Origin of the sequence: Enterobacter cloacae complex sp. 2024EL-00214, from assembly GCF_043945575.1 — a bacterium.
Lineage (GTDB): Bacteria > Pseudomonadota > Gammaproteobacteria > Enterobacterales > Enterobacteriaceae > Enterobacter > Enterobacter cloacae_P.
In genome coordinates this window covers 60,713-76,602 of record NZ_JBIMRC010000007.1, presented here as the reverse complement: position 1 = coordinate 76,602, position 15,890 = coordinate 60,713, and the positions used below count along the sequence as shown (strand labels likewise).

The 15,890-nt window shown below is 55.9% G+C and carries 18 protein-coding genes; 17 read left to right on the top strand and 1 reads right to left on the bottom strand.

Going from position 1 to position 15,890, the window contains the following annotated elements; all coding sequences use genetic code 11:
• The gene (zntA, locus tag ACHHZ6_RS10145; protein WP_196390582.1) at positions 1-2,187 is read left to right on the top strand and encodes a Zn(II)/Cd(II)/Pb(II) translocating P-type ATPase ZntA; all 2,187 of its coding nucleotides are present in this window, start codon (positions 1-3) and stop codon (positions 2,185-2,187) included.
• Positions 2,188-2,270: 83 nt separating this feature from the next.
• Here zntA and tusA read toward each other — a convergent pair whose 3' ends face one another.
• The gene (gene tusA, locus ACHHZ6_RS10140; protein ID WP_182272949.1) at positions 2,271-2,516 is read right to left on the bottom strand and encodes a sulfurtransferase TusA; all 246 of its coding nucleotides are present in this window, start codon (positions 2,514-2,516) and stop codon (positions 2,271-2,273) included.
• 169 nt (positions 2,517-2,685) lie between these two features.
• Between tusA and ACHHZ6_RS10135 the strand changes: the two genes are divergently transcribed.
• The 16 genes from ACHHZ6_RS10135 (at position 2,686) to ACHHZ6_RS10060 (ending at position 15,890) form a co-directional block, all read left to right on the top strand.
• Complete coding sequence (locus ACHHZ6_RS10135) at positions 2,686-3,351, top strand: 7-cyano-7-deazaguanine/7-aminomethyl-7-deazaguanine transporter (protein ID WP_182272950.1); 666 nt, start codon at positions 2,686-2,688, stop codon at positions 3,349-3,351.
• A 72-nt stretch (positions 3,352-3,423) separates the two neighbouring features.
• Positions 3,424-3,981 (top strand): DcrB family lipoprotein, encoded by a 558-nt coding sequence (locus ACHHZ6_RS10130; RefSeq protein WP_182272951.1) that lies wholly within the window; start codon positions 3,424-3,426, stop codon positions 3,979-3,981.
• Between the two features lie 417 nt (positions 3,982-4,398).
• Entirely contained in the window at positions 4,399-4,788 is a 390-nt protein-coding gene (locus ACHHZ6_RS10125; protein WP_182272952.1) for a hypothetical protein, read from the top strand.
• Between the two features lie 70 nt (positions 4,789-4,858).
• The gene (locus ACHHZ6_RS10120; RefSeq protein WP_182272953.1) at positions 4,859-5,923 is read left to right on the top strand and encodes a class I SAM-dependent methyltransferase; all 1,065 of its coding nucleotides are present in this window, start codon (positions 4,859-4,861) and stop codon (positions 5,921-5,923) included.
• Positions 5,924-5,985: 62 nt separating this feature from the next.
• A complete protein-coding gene (locus ACHHZ6_RS10115; RefSeq protein WP_182272954.1) occupies positions 5,986-6,708 on the top strand; it encodes a beta-ketoacyl synthase chain length factor in 723 nt (240 codons plus the stop codon).
• The gene (locus ACHHZ6_RS10110) at positions 6,705-7,520 is read left to right on the top strand and encodes a lysophospholipid acyltransferase family protein (protein ID WP_395122178.1); all 816 of its coding nucleotides are present in this window, start codon (positions 6,705-6,707) and stop codon (positions 7,518-7,520) included. The genes ACHHZ6_RS10115 and ACHHZ6_RS10110 overlap by 4 nt, the downstream gene beginning before the upstream one ends.
• Positions 7,501-7,758 (top strand): phosphopantetheine-binding protein, encoded by a 258-nt coding sequence (locus ACHHZ6_RS10105; RefSeq protein ID WP_182274587.1) that lies wholly within the window; start codon positions 7,501-7,503, stop codon positions 7,756-7,758. Before ACHHZ6_RS10110 ends, ACHHZ6_RS10105 begins: the two co-directional genes overlap by 20 nt.
• Before the next feature lie 13 nt (positions 7,759-7,771).
• A complete protein-coding gene (locus tag ACHHZ6_RS10100) occupies positions 7,772-8,023 on the top strand; it encodes an acyl carrier protein (RefSeq protein ID WP_182272956.1) in 252 nt (83 codons plus the stop codon).
• Positions 8,024-8,077: 54 nt separating this feature from the next.
• Positions 8,078-8,614, top strand: a complete 537-nt coding sequence (locus ACHHZ6_RS10095) for a hypothetical protein (protein ID WP_395122199.1) — start codon at positions 8,078-8,080, stop codon at positions 8,612-8,614.
• Positions 8,611-9,972, top strand: coding sequence for an AMP-binding protein (locus tag ACHHZ6_RS10090; protein WP_182919075.1), 1,362 nt, complete (start codon positions 8,611-8,613; stop codon positions 9,970-9,972). The genes ACHHZ6_RS10095 and ACHHZ6_RS10090 overlap by 4 nt, the downstream gene beginning before the upstream one ends.
• Positions 9,959-10,312, top strand: a complete 354-nt coding sequence (locus ACHHZ6_RS10085; RefSeq protein WP_395122177.1) for a hydroxymyristoyl-ACP dehydratase — start codon at positions 9,959-9,961, stop codon at positions 10,310-10,312. Before ACHHZ6_RS10090 ends, ACHHZ6_RS10085 begins: the two co-directional genes overlap by 14 nt.
• A complete protein-coding gene (locus ACHHZ6_RS10080; RefSeq protein WP_395122176.1) occupies positions 10,303-11,994 on the top strand; it encodes a glycosyltransferase in 1,692 nt (563 codons plus the stop codon). Before ACHHZ6_RS10085 ends, ACHHZ6_RS10080 begins: the two co-directional genes overlap by 10 nt.
• A 3-nt stretch (positions 11,995-11,997) precedes the next feature.
• Positions 11,998-12,420, top strand: coding sequence for a thioesterase family protein (locus ACHHZ6_RS10075; RefSeq protein ID WP_182272960.1), 423 nt, complete (start codon positions 11,998-12,000; stop codon positions 12,418-12,420).
• Positions 12,417-13,022: an outer membrane lipoprotein carrier protein LolA gene (locus ACHHZ6_RS10070; RefSeq protein WP_182272961.1), complete on the top strand. Its 606-nt coding sequence runs from the start codon at positions 12,417-12,419 to the stop codon at positions 13,020-13,022. The genes ACHHZ6_RS10075 and ACHHZ6_RS10070 overlap by 4 nt, the downstream gene beginning before the upstream one ends.
• Entirely contained in the window at positions 12,991-15,315 is a 2,325-nt protein-coding gene (locus ACHHZ6_RS10065) for an MMPL family transporter (protein ID WP_395122175.1), read from the top strand. The genes ACHHZ6_RS10070 and ACHHZ6_RS10065 overlap by 32 nt, the downstream gene beginning before the upstream one ends.
• On the top strand, positions 15,312-15,890 hold the full coding sequence (locus ACHHZ6_RS10060) for a DUF3261 domain-containing protein (RefSeq protein WP_182272963.1): 579 nt from the start codon (positions 15,312-15,314) through the stop codon (positions 15,888-15,890). The genes ACHHZ6_RS10065 and ACHHZ6_RS10060 overlap by 4 nt, the downstream gene beginning before the upstream one ends.

Genomic DNA, 15,890 nt, shown 5'->3' with positions numbered 1-15,890 from the left:
ATGTCGACTCCAGAAACACCAAAAAAAGTTCCCCAGTTCTCGGCACTTAAGCTGAGCCCGGCTCCGCCGAAAGACGACTGCTGCTGCGATGGCGCATGCGAAACGCAAAACGTGCAGCCACTGCCTGAAAGCGGGAGCCGCTACAGTTGGATAATCAACGGCATGGACTGCGCAGCCTGCGCCCGTAAAGTTGAAAATGCAGTCAAACAGGTGCCTGGGGTCAGCCATGTTCAGGTGCTATTTGCTACCGAAAAGCTGCTGATCAGCGCGGATAATGATGTGAGCAAACAGGTTGAAGCCGCCGTCAGCAAGGCCGGTTACTCCCTGCGTAGCGAAAGCGCTCCTGTTGAGAAGACCTCCCCATTGCGGGAAAATCTGCCACTTATCACACTCATCATCATGATGGCCCTCAGCTGGAGCCTGGAACAGATTAACCATCCGTTCGGCAATCTGGCGTTTATCGCCACCACGCTGGTTGGTCTTTTCCCGATTGCCCGTCAGGCGTTGCGCCTGATGAAAACAGGTAGCTGGTTTGCCATCGAAACCCTGATGAGCGTAGCGGCCATTGGTGCGTTGTTCATTGGTGCCACAGCGGAAGCCGCAATGGTGCTGTTGCTGTTCTTAATCGGCGAACGTCTTGAGGGCTGGGCGGCAAGCCGGGCACGTAAAGGGGTCAGCGCGCTGATGGCGCTGAAACCGGAAACCGCCACACGGGTAGTGAACGGTAACCGCGAGACCGTGGCGATCAACACGCTACGCCCCGGCGACGTAATTGAAGTCGCGGCGGGCGGACGTCTGCCAGCCGATGGCGCATTGCTCGCCGCCACGGCAAGTTTTGACGAAAGCGCCCTGACCGGGGAATCCATTCCTGTTGAGCGGGCAGCAGGCGAAAAAGTGCCTGCCGGAGCCACCAGCGTCGATCGTCTGGTACAACTGACGGTGCTTTCCGAACCGGGTGACAGCGCTATTGACCGTATCCTGAAGCTGATTGAAGAAGCCGAAGAGCGCCGGGCACCGGTTGAACGTTTTATCGATCGCTTTAGCCGGATTTACACCCCCGCCATCATGCTGGTCGCCCTGCTGGTGACTATCGTCCCGCCGTTGTTCTTTGCTGCGCCGTGGGAGGGCTGGATTTATAAAGGTCTGACGCTGCTGCTGATTGGCTGTCCGTGTGCGCTGGTGATCTCTACTCCTGCGGCCATTACGTCTGGCCTGGCGGCTGCGGCACGACGCGGGGCATTGATTAAAGGCGGTGCGGCGCTGGAACAGCTGAGCCAGGTTCAGCATATTGCCTTCGATAAAACCGGTACGCTGACCGTAGGTAAACCGCAGGTTACCGGTATTTATCCGCAGGAGATGAGTGAAAACGCGCTTCTTATGCTGGCCGCCGCTGTAGAGCAGGGTTCAACCCACCCGCTGGCGATAGCCATTGTTCGTGAAGCGCAGGCGCGCGAGCTGGTCATCCCTGAGGCAACCGCCCAGCGTGCGCTGGTCGGGTCCGGCATTGAGGCCGACGTCGAAGGCAAAAAAGTGCTGATCGTCGCAGCGGATAAATCCCCTGCCGCAGAGTTGAGCCAGCAGATCCAGATGCTGGAGCAGGCCGGGCAAACGGTCGTGGTCGTTGTGCAGGACGGCATCACGAAAGGTATACTGACCCTGCGTGATACCTTGCGCGACGATGCCAAAGAGGCCGTAGCGGCGCTGCATCAGCTGGGTGTTCAGGGTGTGATCCTGACCGGTGACAACCCACGCGCGGCGGCAGCGATTGCCGGTGAACTGGGGCTGGAGTTTAAAGCCGGATTATTGCCTGCGGATAAGGTCAGTGCCGTAACAGAACTGAACGGTCATGCTCCGCTGGCGATGGTGGGGGACGGCATCAACGATGCTCCGGCAATGAAAGCCTCAACCATTGGTATTGCAATGGGAAGCGGCACCGACGTGGCGCTGGAAACTGCGGACGCCGCGCTAACGCATAACCGCCTGACCGGGCTGGCGCAAATGATCGGTCTGGCACGTGCCACACGTGCCAATATTCGCCAGAACATCACCATTGCACTGGGCCTGAAGGGGATATTCCTGGTGACCACACTGCTCGGCATGACCGGACTGTGGCTGGCGGTGCTGGCGGATACCGGGGCGACGGTACTGGTGACGGCGAATGCGCTGAGGCTGTTGCGCCGGAGGTAAAAGCAAAAAGGTAACGCAAGTTGCTTTTTTAGTGTTTGCTCCCTCTCCCCGTGGGAGAGGGCCGGAGTGAGGACATCAGGCTGCTATGAACCTTTTCGGATCAAATACCGGTACGGCAGCGCCTCAGTCTGCTGCGCCACCAGCTCATGTTCCATAAAGGTACAAAAACCGGGGATATCGCGGGTGGTGGCCGGGTCGTCGGCGATAATCAGCAGCGTTTCACCCGCCTGCATATTGCGCACGGTTTTGCGCACCATCATTACCGGCTCCGGGCAGCGGAGGCCCTGGGCATCAAGAGTGTGGTCTGGGTTGGAAAACAGGTCGGTCATGTTCTTCTCATTCAGGTAAAAACGGCAGTAGTTTACGCCGCACTGCCATCAATGCAAACCAGGTTAACGATTGCGTGAAAATTAACCATTGCAAAGTCCAGTCAAAGCAGTATGATGCGGCGGTTTTATTGGGTTCCCTCACCCCAAATGTTCATCAAAAAGGTACAATATGAACTCCTTTACACAAACCCAGCGCGTAAAAGCGTTGTTCTGGCTTTCGCTTTTCCACCTGCTGGTGATCACTTCCAGTAACTATCTGGTGCAGCTCCCGATCGCCATTTTTGGTTTTCACACCACCTGGGGCGCGTTCAGTTTTCCATTTATTTTCCTCGCCACCGATTTGACCGTGCGTATCTTTGGTGCACCGCTGGCTCGTCGCATTATTTTTGCCGTGATGCTCCCGGCGCTGTTCATTTCGTACGTGATCTCTTCCCTGTTCTATATGGGAAGCTGGCAGGGCTTTGAGGCGCTCACGCACTTCAACCTGTTTGTCGCCCGTATCGCTACCGCCAGCTTTATGGCCTACGCGCTGGGGCAGATCCTTGATGTTCATGTGTTTAACCGCCTGCGTCAGAATCATCGCTGGTGGATGGCACCGACTGCCTCCACGCTGTTCGGCAACGTGAGCGACACGCTGGCGTTCTTCTTCATCGCCTTCTGGCGCAGCCCGGACGCGTTTATGGCCGAACACTGGATGGAAATCGCGCTGGTGGACTACTGCTTCAAGGTGTTAATCAGTATCGTGTTCTTCCTGCCAATGTACGGCGTACTGTTGAATATGCTGCTGAAAAGGCTGGCAGATAAATCTGAAATCACGGCATTGCAGGCTGGTTAAGGGTTCGCTTTATCAGTTGTGATAAGATGGGCGAATGAGCCGTTATGGCCGTTTATCGAAAGGAAGAAGTCAATGCGCAATCTGGTTAAATATGTCGGGATTGGCCTGCTGGTTGTAGGCCTTGCAGCCTGTGATAACAGCGACACGAAAACGCCTGCTCAGGGCGCGTCCGCAGAGAGCAACGCGGCCGGGCAACCGGTAAACCTGCTGGATGGTAAACTCAGTTTCTCTCTGCCAGCCGATATGACTGACCAGAGCGGTAAGCTGGGGACTCAGGCGAACAATATGCACGTCTATTCCGACGCAACCGGGCAGAAAGCGGTCATTGTGATTGTGGGCGACGCTACCAGCGAAGATTTGAGCGTACTGTCCAAACGTCTGGAAGATCAGCAGCGTAGCCGCGACCCGCAGCTGCAGGTGGTAACCAATAAGAGCATCGACCTGAAAGGCCACACGCTGCAACAGCTCGACAGCATCATCTCAGCAAAAGGCCAGACCGCTTACTCTTCTGTGGTGCTTGGTAAGGTTGATAACAAACTGCTGACCCTGCAGATCACCCTGCCAGCTGAAGACCAGCAGAAAGCGCAGGCTGCCGCTGAAAACATCATTAACACCATCGTGATCCAGTAATCCTCACGATGATGACGTGGCCTCCGGTGCTTGCAACCGGGGGCCATTTTTTTAGCCGTGGCAGAGCACATTTACCGGGATAACTGACCTACTAATATATGTAGGTTTAATCCCTGTATAATATGCGACATCTTACCGCCACCGTAAATACGTGCATTTTTTCATTTGCGTTAATGTATATTTCCCATAAATTATACTTTCCGCAAGAGATAACAAAAACGTTAACGCTTATTTAACGCAAATTTTCGCCACGCCATTATTACCCCTGACCCACATGGTATATATACCCCTCCACGTTAAATAAATGCCAACATTAATATCTAAAAAAAATATATTCAGTGCCGATAACAGGCTGAGTGGAAATATAATTTGTAAAAAACACTGTCTTTAATTGTTATTATTGATACGGAGTTGTTGATGAAAAAGATCGTTAAATGGTTTGCTGCTTTTGCAATTGCCGGTGCACTGGCAGGCTGTGCCCGTACCGCTCCAGTCGATCAGGTTCACTCTATTGTAAGTGCAGGCCATACTGCTGAGCAGGTGAAAACCGCGATTCTGAAAGCAGGTCAAAAACGCGAATGGATCATGACTGAAGCAGGCCCGGGCGTTATTAAGGGTCGTCTGCAGGCACGTGACCACTCTGCCGAAGTGCGCATTCCTTACTCTGCAACAAGTTATTCAATTAACTACGAAAGCAGCCTGAACCTGAAAGCATCCGGCGGTAAAATCCACAAGAACTACAACCGCTGGGTTCATAACCTCGACCATGATATTCAGCTGAATCTCGCGGCAGGCGCAGCACTGTAATATTTTTCTCAAGTCGGGCCGTAAATGGCCCGATAACCTGTTTTTCTCGCCCCAGGAAGGTTACGGAATAATGTACGAAAAGGACACTCTCGGCGCGCTGGATGCCATTACCGAAGCACAACGTATCGCTTTTGCTCCGATGCTGTTTCAAACCGCGCTTTGTCTGCGTAACCTGGGTGTACTGGCCTGGCTCGATAAACAAAGCACACAAGGTGCCAGCCTTGAGGAAATTACCGAAAACTGCCCCCTGAATGCCTATGGAGTCAGCGTACTGTTGGATATGGGGTTAAGTGGACGGATCGTTACCTGCAAAGAAGGGCGTTATTATCTGGCAAAAGTGGGACATTTTTTACTGCACGATCCAATGACCCGTATAAATATGGATTTCACCCAGGACGTTTGTTACCAGGGCTTATTTTACCTGGCTGACGCTCTACAAAAAGAAAAACCAGCCGGGTTATCCGTGTTTGGTAACTGGCCGACAATCTATCCGGCATTATCGCAATTACCAGAGCAGGCAAAAGAGAGCTGGTTTGCCTTTGATCATTACTATTCTGACGCGGCTTTTGACGCCGCTCTGCCATATATATTCGCAAGCTCGCCAACAAAATTGTACGATGTGGGCGGAAATACGGGTAAATGGGCGTTACGCTGCTGCCGTTATGACGACAAAGTTGCCGTAACGATCCTTGACCTGCCGCAGCAGATAGCGCTGGCGCAAGATAACATTGCAAAAGCAGGTTTATCTCATCGCATTGGGTTCCACACTGTCGATATGCTTAGTCACTCGACATTGCCGGGTGATGCTGACGTCTGGTGGATGAGCCAGTTTCTGGACTGTTTCTCTCCGGAGCAGATTGTCGCCATGTTGACTCGCGTTGCACAGGCAATGAAGCCAGGTGCTCAGCTATGCATTATGGAGTTGTTCTGGGACGCCCAGAAATTTGAGGCTGCATCTTTCAGTCTGAATGCCACCTCGCTTTATTTCACCTGTATGGCGAACGGCAATAGTCGATTTTACAGCGTAGAGAAGTTTTCTCACTACCTGGAGATGGCCGGTTTCCGCATAGAGAAGCGGCTGGACAACCTTGGGGTTGGCCATACCTTATTGGTTTGTCAAAAAATTGAACAATAGATCAGCGTAACTGCCTGGACAGGCTAGCTATTTGATTACGGTTTTTCCGCGGACGCGCGTAAATGAAATTTTCACTGAACATTATTGACTGGCAGGCAAGAGCGCCAGGCCTAAGTGATGCCGCTGAGTGGCAGGCGTGGTCACGCCAGCAACTTACCATCGACCCGGCAGCACCGCTGGCTAAGCTGGTCGAACTGCCGATGATGACAGCACGCCGCCTCAACTCAGGTAGCAAACTGGCGGTAGATATTGGTCTTGCGATACTTCGCCATCACGCCGTCGATGCCGTTGTCTATTCCAGCCGTCATGGCGAACTGGAGCGTAACTACCGTATTCTGCATGCCCTGGCGACTGGGCAGTCCGTCTCGCCGACCGATTTCGCCATGTCTGTGCACAACTCGGCAGTGGGTAATCTCACGATCTCTGCACGTCAACCGATAGTCTCTTCCTCTGTTTCTGCCGGTCTGGACACCTTCCAGCAGGCGTTATGTGAAGTGCTGAGTCTACTCCACGCTGGCTATTCCCGTGTTTTGCTGGTCGATTTTGATGGCGCACTCCCCGACTTTTACCATCCAGGTCTCCCGTTGCAGATGCCGACATGGCCGTACGCGCTGGCACTGGTTATTGAAGCCGGTAGCGCACTGAGCTGCGAAACCCGCAGCGGCAGCACAGGTGAAGAACCTGCACTGCCGCAAAGCCTGATATTCCTGCAACGTTACCTTAGCGATGAACGGCAGTTTGTGGTTTCTGGAGAACGTTTGCAGTGGCAATGGACACGCGAATGAACCGCCTGACTGCCCGTATCAACTGGTTATGGCGTCTGATGATGACCGGCTGCTGCTTCGTGCTGTTTGGCGTGGGGGGACTGCTGCTATCGCTGGTGTGGTTCAACCTTTTGCTGATTGTCCAGCGTGACCGCGCCAAGCGCCGCCGTCTGGCACGTCGCAGCATTGCCGCCAGCTTCCGTTTCTTCTTAGCTATCGCCCGTGGCACAGGGGTACTGGACTATCGCATTAACAATCTTGATGTCCTGCGTAACGATCGCGGCTGTCTGGTGATTGCCAACCATCCCACGCTGATTGATTACGTGATCCTGGCGTCCGTCATGCCCGAAACCGACTGTCTGGTGAAAAGTGCGTTGTTGCACAATCCCTTTGTCAGTGGCGTCATTCGTGCAGCGGATTACCTGATTAATAGCGAAGCCGGGACGTTGCTCAACGCCAGCCAGCAGCGCCTGGCACAGGGCGACACGCTGTTAATCTTCCCGGAAGGTACGCGAACACAATTCGGAGAGGCTATCTCCCTGCAGCGCGGTGCGGCAAATATTGCTGTGCGCTGTAACAGCGATCTGCGGGTGGTGCTGATCCACTGCAGCGAACATCTGCTGGATAAAAAAAGCCGCTGGTACGACGTACCCGCAAACAAACCTGTTTTCACCGTTGATGTCCGCGAACGCGTGAACATCAACGATTTTTACGATGCAAATCAACAAGAACCGGCACTGGCGGCAAGGCAGTTAAACCGGCATCTGCAGCATCGATTAACATCAGGCCTTCAATCTTTGTCAGGAATTAATGATGCAAGCGCTTTATCTTGAAATTAAGAATCTCATCATCTCTACGCTGAATCTGGACGAGCTTACCCCCGAGGACATCGATACCGATGCCGCGCTGTTTGGCGATGGTCTGGGTCTCGACTCCATCGACGCTCTCGAACTTGGCCTGGCCGTGAAAAACCAGTACGGCGTGGTGCTTTCTGCTGAAAGCGAAGAGATGCGTCAGCACTTCTTTTCCGTCGCCACGCTGGCTTCCTTTATCAACACCCAACGCGCCTGAGACGTGATCCGTTATGACAGAACAAGAAACGATTTATCAGGAAGTCTCCGGGCTTCTGGCCAAACTGTTTGAAATCGACCCGCAGGAGATTACCCCTGAGGCTCGCCTGTATGAGGATCTGGAGCTGGACAGCATCGATGCGGTAGACATGGTTGTTCACCTGCAGAAGAAAACGGGTAAGAAAATCAAACCGGAAACCTTCAAATCGGTCCGTACCGTTCAGGATGTGGTAGACGCCGTCGCTCAGCTGCTGCACGAAGAGTAAGACACCGTGCGTGGTGGACGGACGTTTCCGGCAATCCCACTGCTGACGGGGTTAATGCTGCTGGCATGGCCCTTCCTGATTGGATTTGGGCTAACGCATAACAGCCTGCACTGGCTGTTACCGCTGATGGTGCTGCTGTTGCTGCTTCGCCTGCATCAGGCCCGGCAAAACGCGGGTCCAATGCGTTATGTGGTGCAGTGCGTTGCGCTGGCAGGGATAGCGCTTTGCGCTGCAAGCTATCTGCTGAAAGCCCACCAGTGGCTGCTGCTCTATCCTGTGGTGGTCAATCTCGTGATGCTGGCCGTGTTCGGCGGTTCGCTGTGGACAGCGATGCCGCTGGTCGAACGGCTGGCACGTCTGCGTGAGCCGAATTTGCCCCCCACCGGTGTGCGCTATACCCGCAAGGTGACCAAAGTATGGTGCGGATTCTTCATCGGCAATGGTGCGATGGCCCTGTTTACCGTGATCCACGGCGACATGCATCTGTGGACGCTGTGGAACGGGATGGTGGCCTACATCCTGATGGGGACGCTGATGGCGGTAGAGTGGCTGGTACGTCAATGGGTGATAAAAAAAATAGAAGCACAATGAATAAACCCCTTCCTCTGAACCAGTGGTTAAATGCTCCACGCCCTGATGACACGCCAGTAGCCTGGCTTGAAGATCGTACCTGGACGCTTGGTCAGTTGCGCCACGACGTCACATTACTGGTACAGGTATTACGTCAACAGGAAGGTGAGCGCTGGGCGCTATGTTTTGAAAACAGCTACCTGTTTATTGTGGCATTGCTGGCATCACTGCATGCGGGTAAAACGCCCGTCATTCCTGGTCATAGCCGCGTCTCGTTGCTTGAAGAACAGCAGTCGCTGTTCAGCGGTGTCCTTAGCGATCAAACGCTCAGTTTCCACGGGAAGCTGATTGTGGTGGTCTCATCCCATCAGGCAGCAAACAGCTGGGCACCACTGCCTACAATTGACGACACCCGCGTTGTCGAACTCTTTACCTCCGGCTCCACGGGCACCCCACGCCGGGTGATTAAACCTATCGCCAGCCTGGATCGTGAAGCCAGTCTGCTGGCTGACCGTTTTGGTCAGTGCCTGACAGGCTGCAGCGTTGTGGCCTCGGTCGTGCCACAACATCTGTATGGCCTGACGTTTCGCATCGTGTTGCCAATGGCAATGGGCCTGCCGCTGCATGCCGCGATGCTCTATTACGCAGAACAACTGGCAGCGCTCCCCCACGACAAGCCTTACCTTTTTATCAGCAGCCCGGCTTTCCTGAAGAGACTGGATACCGCGCTCACCGCACCTCCCGTCAGGATGCTGATCTCCGCGGGTGGAATGTTGCCCTGGTGTGATGTATCCACCACCCACGGCTGGCTGAATATCTGGCCGGATGAAATTTATGGTAGTACTGAAACCGGGATCCTCGCATGGCGTCATCGTCAGGAGGACAGCGTTCCCTGGCGATCATTCCCCGGCGTCGTGTTCCATCACGAAAGTGAAACCTCTCGTGTAACATCACCACTCATTCACGAGGCTGAAGGGCTACAGCTTGACGATATCCTGCACTTCGACAAAGAGGGGCTGTTTAGTATCGTCGGGCGTCGCGGTCGGGTCGTTAAAATTGAAGAGAAACGCATTTCACTTAACGAGGTCGAACGTCGTCTGCTGGAACTGGAGGGTATTTGTGAAGCTGCTGCCTTACCGGTCGCACGCGGGGGACGTCATGGTATTGGTGTACTGCTTGTACTTGATGATGATGCCCGTCAGCGCTGGCAGCATCAGGGCAAAAAAGCGCAGGAATTTGCCTGGCGTCGTGCCCTGCGCCCCTGGCTTGAGCCCGTCGCTATCCCCCGCTACTGGCGTATTATCGATGAAATACCGGTGAACAGTATGAATAAACGTGTCTATGCGCAGCTACAGGAGTTATTTCATGAAGATTCCTGAAATTGAGCACCACCAGGTACAGCCGCAAAAACTGGAAGTCATCCTGCATCTTGACCCTTCCCTGTTCTGGTTCCAGGGTCATTTTGCTGTGCAGCCTTTGTTGCCGGGTGTGGCGCAGCTTGACTGGGTGATGCACTACGCCACGACGCTACTGGCACCGGGCTACCATTTTCACAGCATTCAAAATGTGAAATTCCAGGCCCCTCTGCTGCCAGAGGCCACCGTAACGCTGACCCTTGAATGGAATGCCGAACGCCAGATGCTGACGTTTAGCTATCAGCGCCATGCCGGTGCCGAGCGCCATACCGCCAGCAGCGGGAAAATTCGCCTATGTCAGTAACCTTTCATCCGTGCGTGCTGATCCCGTGTTACAACCACGGCGCGATGATGGCAAATGTGCTGTCGCGTCTGACCCCGTTTGGCCTGCCCTGCCTGGTCGTCGATGACGGCAGCGAGGAGAGCACGCGCCTGGAGCTGGAACGTCTGGCGGCAGAACAACCGCAGATCACGCTGATACGTCTGGCGGAAAACGCTGGCAAAGGTGCAGCGGTGATAAGAGGCCTGGAAGAGTCTGCCCGCGCGGGATATACCCACGCCGTTCAGGTAGATGCCGACGGCCAGCATGCAATTGAAGATATTCCCAGGTTGCTGGCGCTGGCTGAACGCCATCCGGAGGCGCTGATTTCCGGTCAGCCCATTTACGATGACTCCATTCCACGTTCGCGCCTCTACGGACGCTGGATAACGCACGTCTGGGTATGGATTGAAACCCTGTCCCTGCAGCTCAAAGACAGCATGTGCGGCTTTCGGGTCTACCCGGTGTCACCCACGCTGCAGCTGGCGGCACGCACCCCGCTCGGCAAGCGGATGGACTTTGACACCGAGGTGATGGTCCGGCTCTACTGGCAGGGCAATACCAGCTATTTTCTGCCGACCCGCGTTACCTACCCGCTCGACGGTTTATCCCATTTCGATGCGCTGAAAGATAACGTGCGGATCTCCCTGATGCATACCCGTCTGTTCTTCGGCATGCTGCCGCGCATTCCCGCGCTGCTGCTGCGTCGTCGCGCCCGACACTGGGCGCGGCAGAATGAGGTCAAAGGGCTGTGGGGAATGCGCCTGATGTTGCGCGTCTGGCAGTTGTTTGGCCGACGGGCATTTACTCTGCTGCTGTGGCCGGTTATCGGCATGTACTGGCTTACCGCCCACCCGGCGAGGCAGACCTCGCAGCAGTGGATAAAGAGAGTGAAAACGACGCTGGCGCAACGAAACCTGCCGGTTCCGCCTCGCCTCAACAGCTTTTTCCACTTTATGCGCTTCGGCAATGCCATGCTGAACAAAGTTGCCAGTTGGCGCGGTGAGCTGAAGCTTAATCGTGACGTGGTTTTTGCCGCTGGCGCGCGCGAAGCGCTCAATATGGATGCGCCGCAGGGCAAACTGCTGCTGGCCTCGCATCTTGGCGATGTTGAAGCCTGTCGGGCGCTGGCCCAGCTTGAAGGCAGTAAAGTCATCAATGCCCTGGTATTCAGCGATAACGCCCAACGCTTTAAGCAGATAATGACCGAGATGGCTCCCCAGGCTGGCGTGAATTTGATGCCGGTGACCGACATTGGACCGGACACGGCTATCGCTATCAAAGAGAAGCTGGAGCGCGGTGAATGGGTCGCGATTGTGGGTGACCGCATTGCCGTCACTCCACAACGCGGCGGCGACTGGCGCGTGATCTGGAGCCAGTTTATGGGCCAGCCCGCGCCGTTCCCACAGGGGCCCTTCATCCTGGCCTCCATTCTGCGCTGCCCGGTGATGTTGATTTATGCTCTGTGCCAGCAGGACCGACTCACCATCCACTGCGAACCCTTTGCCGACCCGCTGCTGCTGCCACGCGGTGAGCGTCAGCAGGCGCTACAACGGGCTGTCGATCGCTATGCACAGCGGCTTGAGCATTACGCATTAATGTCGCCGCTCGACTGGTTTAATTTTTTCGATTTCTGGCATCTGCCGGATGCCAAAGAGAAGGAGTAAAGGGTGCTGACCGATCCCCGCTTTACGACGGAAGTAGAGATCACCGTGCCGTTCCACGACGTCGATATGATGGGCGTGGTCTGGCACGGCAACTATTTCCGCTACTTTGAGATCGCCCGCGAGGCGCTGCTCAACCAGTTTGATTATGGCTACCGCCAGATGAAAGCCTCCGGCTACGTCTGGCCAGTGGTCGATACCCGGGTGAAATACCGTGATGCGGTGACCTTCGAGCAGCGTATCCGCGTGCGGGCGCATATTGAAGAGTATGAAAACCGTCTGCGTATCGCCTATCAAATTTTCGATGCGCAAAGCGGTAAACGCACCACCACCGGTTACACCATCCAGGTGGCAGTAGAAGAAGCCACTCGCGAAATGTGTTTTGTCAGCCCGGCTATCTTGTTTGAACGTATGGGAGTAACACCATGAAATGGTTGCCTTTGCTGATGCTGATGCTAAGCCCGCTGGTCAGCGCCGTAACCCTGGATGAACTGCAGCAGCGGTTTATCGGGCAGCCCGTTGTGCGCGCCCACTTCGAGCAAGTGCGTACCATCAAGGATATGCCGCAGCCGCTGCGCTCGCAGGGCGAGATGATGATCGCCCGCGATGACGGCCTGCTGTGGGATCAAAAGGCCCCTTTCCCGATGACGTTGCTGCTGGATGACAAACGGATGGTGCAGACGATCAACGGCCAGCCGCCGCAGACCATTACTGCCGAAAACAATCCGCAGATGTTTCAGTTCAACCACCTTCTGCGGGCGCTGTTCCAGGCCGACCGTAAAGTGCTGGAAGAGAACTTCCGCATCGATTTTAAAGACCTGGGTGAAGGCCGCTGGTCGCTGGTGTTAACGCCAACAACCACACCGCTGGACAAGATTTTCGCCACCCTCGACCTGGGCGGCGCAACCTATCTGGAGTCGATCCGTCTGAACGACAAACAGGGCGATCGCACGGATATTGCCCTTTCCCGCCACCAACTGACGCCCGCCAGCCTGACCGATGACGAACGACAACGCTTTACCGCACCGTAAATCCCTGCGCCCGGCACTGCTGTGGGCCACGGTATGCCTGATCCTGCTGGGCGTGCTGCTGTCGCTGCTGCCTGGCGCACGCCTGAACAGCAGCGTGCTGGCCATGTTGCCGAAACAGGCGCTTGGGGCGATCCCGCCGGCGCTCAACGACGGGTTTATGCAGCGTCTCGATCGTCAACTGGTCTGGCTGGTCAGCCCCGGTAAGGATCCCGATCCGCGCGTGGCGAAGTACTGGCTGACGCTACTGCAAAGCAGCGGTTCGCTCAACGACGTAAAAGGCCCGATGGATGCCGACGGGCAAAAAGCCTGGGGTGAGTTCTTCTGGCAGCACCGCAACGGCCTGATCGACGCCGCCACCCGCGCCCGTCTGCAAAACGGCGGTGAAGCGCAGGCGCAGTGGATTTTATCCCAGCTTTATTCCGCTTTTTCTGGCGTAAGCGGCAAAGAGCTGCAAAACGATCCGCTGATGCTGATGCGCGGCTCGCAGCTGGCGCTGGCGCAAAACAGCCAGAAGTTGCGGCTGATGGACGGTTGGCTGGTCACTCAGGATGAGGCCGGAAACTATTGGTATCTGCTGCACGGCGAGCTGTCGGGGTCATCCTTCGATATGCAGCAAACCCACCAGCTGGTCACTACCCTTAACGCCCTGCAGAAGACTCTGAAGGCGCACTACCCGCAGGCGCAGCTGCTTTCACGCGGCACCGTGTTCTACAGTGATTACGCCAGTCAGCAGGCGAAGCGGGATGTCTCCACGCTGGGTATCGCCACCATTCTGGGGGTGATCCTGTTGATTGTGGCGGTATTCCGCTCTCTGCGCCCGCTGCTGCTGTGCTTGATCTCCATCGCTATCGGCGCGCTGGCGGGTACGGTGGTTACGCTGCTGCTGTTTGGCGAACTGCATCTGATGACGCTGGTGATGAGCATGAGCATCATCGGCATTTCGGCAGATTACACGCTCTACTACCTGACTGAACGGATGGTCCACGGCGCAGAACATTCACCGTGGCAAAGCCTGGCCAGGGTGCGAAACGCTCTGCTGCTGGCGCTACTGACAACCGTCGCAGCATACCTGATCATGATGCTGGCCCCCTTCCCGGGGATCCGCCAGATGGCGGTGTTTGCCGCCGTGGGCCTGAGTGCCTCCTGCCTGACGGTTATTTTCTGGCACCCGTGGCTGTGCCGGGGTTTGCCGGTGCGCCCGGTTCCGGCGATGGTGTTGATGTTACGCTGGCTGGCGGCCTGGCGACGCAATAAAAAGCTTTCCGTGGGTCTGCCTGTCCTGCTGGCACTGGTTTCGGCTGCCGGGATCGCCACCCTGAAAGTGGACGACGATATCACCCAGTTGCAGGCGCTGCCGCAGGATATCCTGGCGCAGGAGAAAACCATTACCGCCCTGACCGGACAGAGCGTCGATCAGAAATGGTTTGTGGTGTATGGCGCATCGTCCCAGCAAACGCTGGAGCGGCTGGAAGCTTTCACTCCGGCGCTGGCTCAGGCACAAAAAGCGGGTGAAATTACCCGCTGGCGCACCCTGCCGCTGAACTCGATGGCCCGGCAAAACAGCGATCTCACCCTGCTGCGAAACGCCGCCCCGGCGGTCACAAAAGTGCTGCAAAGCGCAGGGCTGACTACCGTATCGCCTAATCTGGACGCGATGCCTGTTAGCGTGGATGCATGGCTCAAAAGCCCGGCCAGCGAAGGCTGGCGTCTGCTGTGGCTGACTCTGCCTGACGGTGAAAGTGGTGTTCTGGTCCCGGTGGACGGCGCGAAAAGCAGCGCTGCGCTCAGTAAACTGGCCGCCAGCCATGAGGGTGTCGTCTGGGTCGATCGCAAAGCCAGTTTCGATAGCCTGTTTGCCCTCTATCGCACGCTACTAACAGGATTACTGTTTGTGGCGCTGGCAGTGATTGCCTGCGGGGCGATGGTCCGTCTCGGCTGGCGCAAAGGGCTTATCAGTCTGGTGCCTTCCGTACTGTCGCTCAGCTGTGGGCTGGCTACCCTGGCCGTGACGGGCCATACGGTCAATCTGTTTTCGCTACTGGCGCTGGTACTGGTGCTCGGTATTGGCATCAACTACACGCTGTTTTTCAGCAACCCGCGCGGTACGCCCCTGACGTCGATGCTGGCCATTACCCTGGCGATGATGACCACCTTGTTGACGCTGGGCATGCTGGTGTTCAGCGCCACGCAGGCCATCAGCAGCTTTGGTATCGTGCTGGTGAGCGGCATTTTTACCGCCTTCCTGCTGGCCCCGCTGGCGATGCCTGTTAAGAAAGAGAGAAAACGCAAATGAACGCTTTTTACCGCGCCGCCGCGCTGGCTGCGACGCTGCTGCTGGCGGGCTGTAGCCATTCGACCAATACTGAAGGATCGCGTCCGCAGGCCTGGCTCCAGCCGGGCACCAAAGTGACGCTGCCACCGCCGGGCATTACCCCCGCGGTCAGTTCGCAACAGTTGCTGACCGGCAGCTTTAACGGGCAAACGCAGTCTTTGCTGGTGATGCTCAACGCAGATGCGCACAAAGTGACGCTTGCCGGGCTTTCTTCTGTCGGTATTCGTCTGTTCCTGGCGACGTATGATGAAACCGGTATCCACACCGAACAGTCGATCGTCGTGCCGCAATTGCCTCCGGCCAGCCAGGTGCTGGCCGATGTCATGCTCAGCCACTGGCCGCTCAGCGCCTGGCAGCCACAGTTACCGAAGGGCTGGACGCTGAAAGATCATGGCGATCGGCGCGAGTTGCGTAATACCAGCGGCAAGCTAATCACCGAGATTGTCTACCTGCAACGTAAAGGCAAACGCGAGCCGATCAGCATCGAGCAACACGTTTTTAAATACCACATCACCATTCAATATCTGGGTGACTGA

Bases quoted from the DNA above. Each gene is read 5' to 3' on its own strand.
- zntA (WP_196390582.1), top strand. From the start codon at position 1: ATGTCGACTCCAGAAACACCAAAAAAAGTTCCCCAGTTCTCGGCACTT.
- tusA (WP_182272949.1), bottom strand. From the start codon at position 2,516: ATGACCGACCTGTTTTCCAACCCAGACCACACTCTTGATGCCCAGGGC.
- ACHHZ6_RS10135 (WP_182272950.1), top strand. From the start codon at position 2,686: ATGAACTCCTTTACACAAACCCAGCGCGTAAAAGCGTTGTTCTGGCTT.
- ACHHZ6_RS10130 (WP_182272951.1), top strand. From the start codon at position 3,424: ATGCGCAATCTGGTTAAATATGTCGGGATTGGCCTGCTGGTTGTAGGC.
- ACHHZ6_RS10125 (WP_182272952.1), top strand. From the start codon at position 4,399: ATGAAAAAGATCGTTAAATGGTTTGCTGCTTTTGCAATTGCCGGTGCA.
- ACHHZ6_RS10120 (WP_182272953.1), top strand. From the start codon at position 4,859: ATGTACGAAAAGGACACTCTCGGCGCGCTGGATGCCATTACCGAAGCA.
- ACHHZ6_RS10115 (WP_182272954.1), top strand. From the start codon at position 5,986: ATGAAATTTTCACTGAACATTATTGACTGGCAGGCAAGAGCGCCAGGC.
- ACHHZ6_RS10110 (WP_395122178.1), top strand. From the start codon at position 6,705: ATGAACCGCCTGACTGCCCGTATCAACTGGTTATGGCGTCTGATGATG.
- ACHHZ6_RS10105 (WP_182274587.1), top strand. From the start codon at position 7,501: ATGCAAGCGCTTTATCTTGAAATTAAGAATCTCATCATCTCTACGCTG.
- ACHHZ6_RS10100 (WP_182272956.1), top strand. From the start codon at position 7,772: ATGACAGAACAAGAAACGATTTATCAGGAAGTCTCCGGGCTTCTGGCC.
- ACHHZ6_RS10095 (WP_395122199.1), top strand. From the start codon at position 8,078: ATGCTGCTGGCATGGCCCTTCCTGATTGGATTTGGGCTAACGCATAAC.
- ACHHZ6_RS10090 (WP_182919075.1), top strand. From the start codon at position 8,611: ATGAATAAACCCCTTCCTCTGAACCAGTGGTTAAATGCTCCACGCCCT.
- ACHHZ6_RS10085 (WP_395122177.1), top strand. From the start codon at position 9,959: ATGAAGATTCCTGAAATTGAGCACCACCAGGTACAGCCGCAAAAACTG.
- ACHHZ6_RS10080 (WP_395122176.1), top strand. From the start codon at position 10,303: ATGTCAGTAACCTTTCATCCGTGCGTGCTGATCCCGTGTTACAACCAC.
- ACHHZ6_RS10070 (WP_182272961.1), top strand. From the start codon at position 12,417: ATGAAATGGTTGCCTTTGCTGATGCTGATGCTAAGCCCGCTGGTCAGC.
- ACHHZ6_RS10065 (WP_395122175.1), top strand. From the start codon at position 12,991: ATGACGAACGACAACGCTTTACCGCACCGTAAATCCCTGCGCCCGGCA.
- ACHHZ6_RS10060 (WP_182272963.1), top strand. From the start codon at position 15,312: ATGAACGCTTTTTACCGCGCCGCCGCGCTGGCTGCGACGCTGCTGCTG.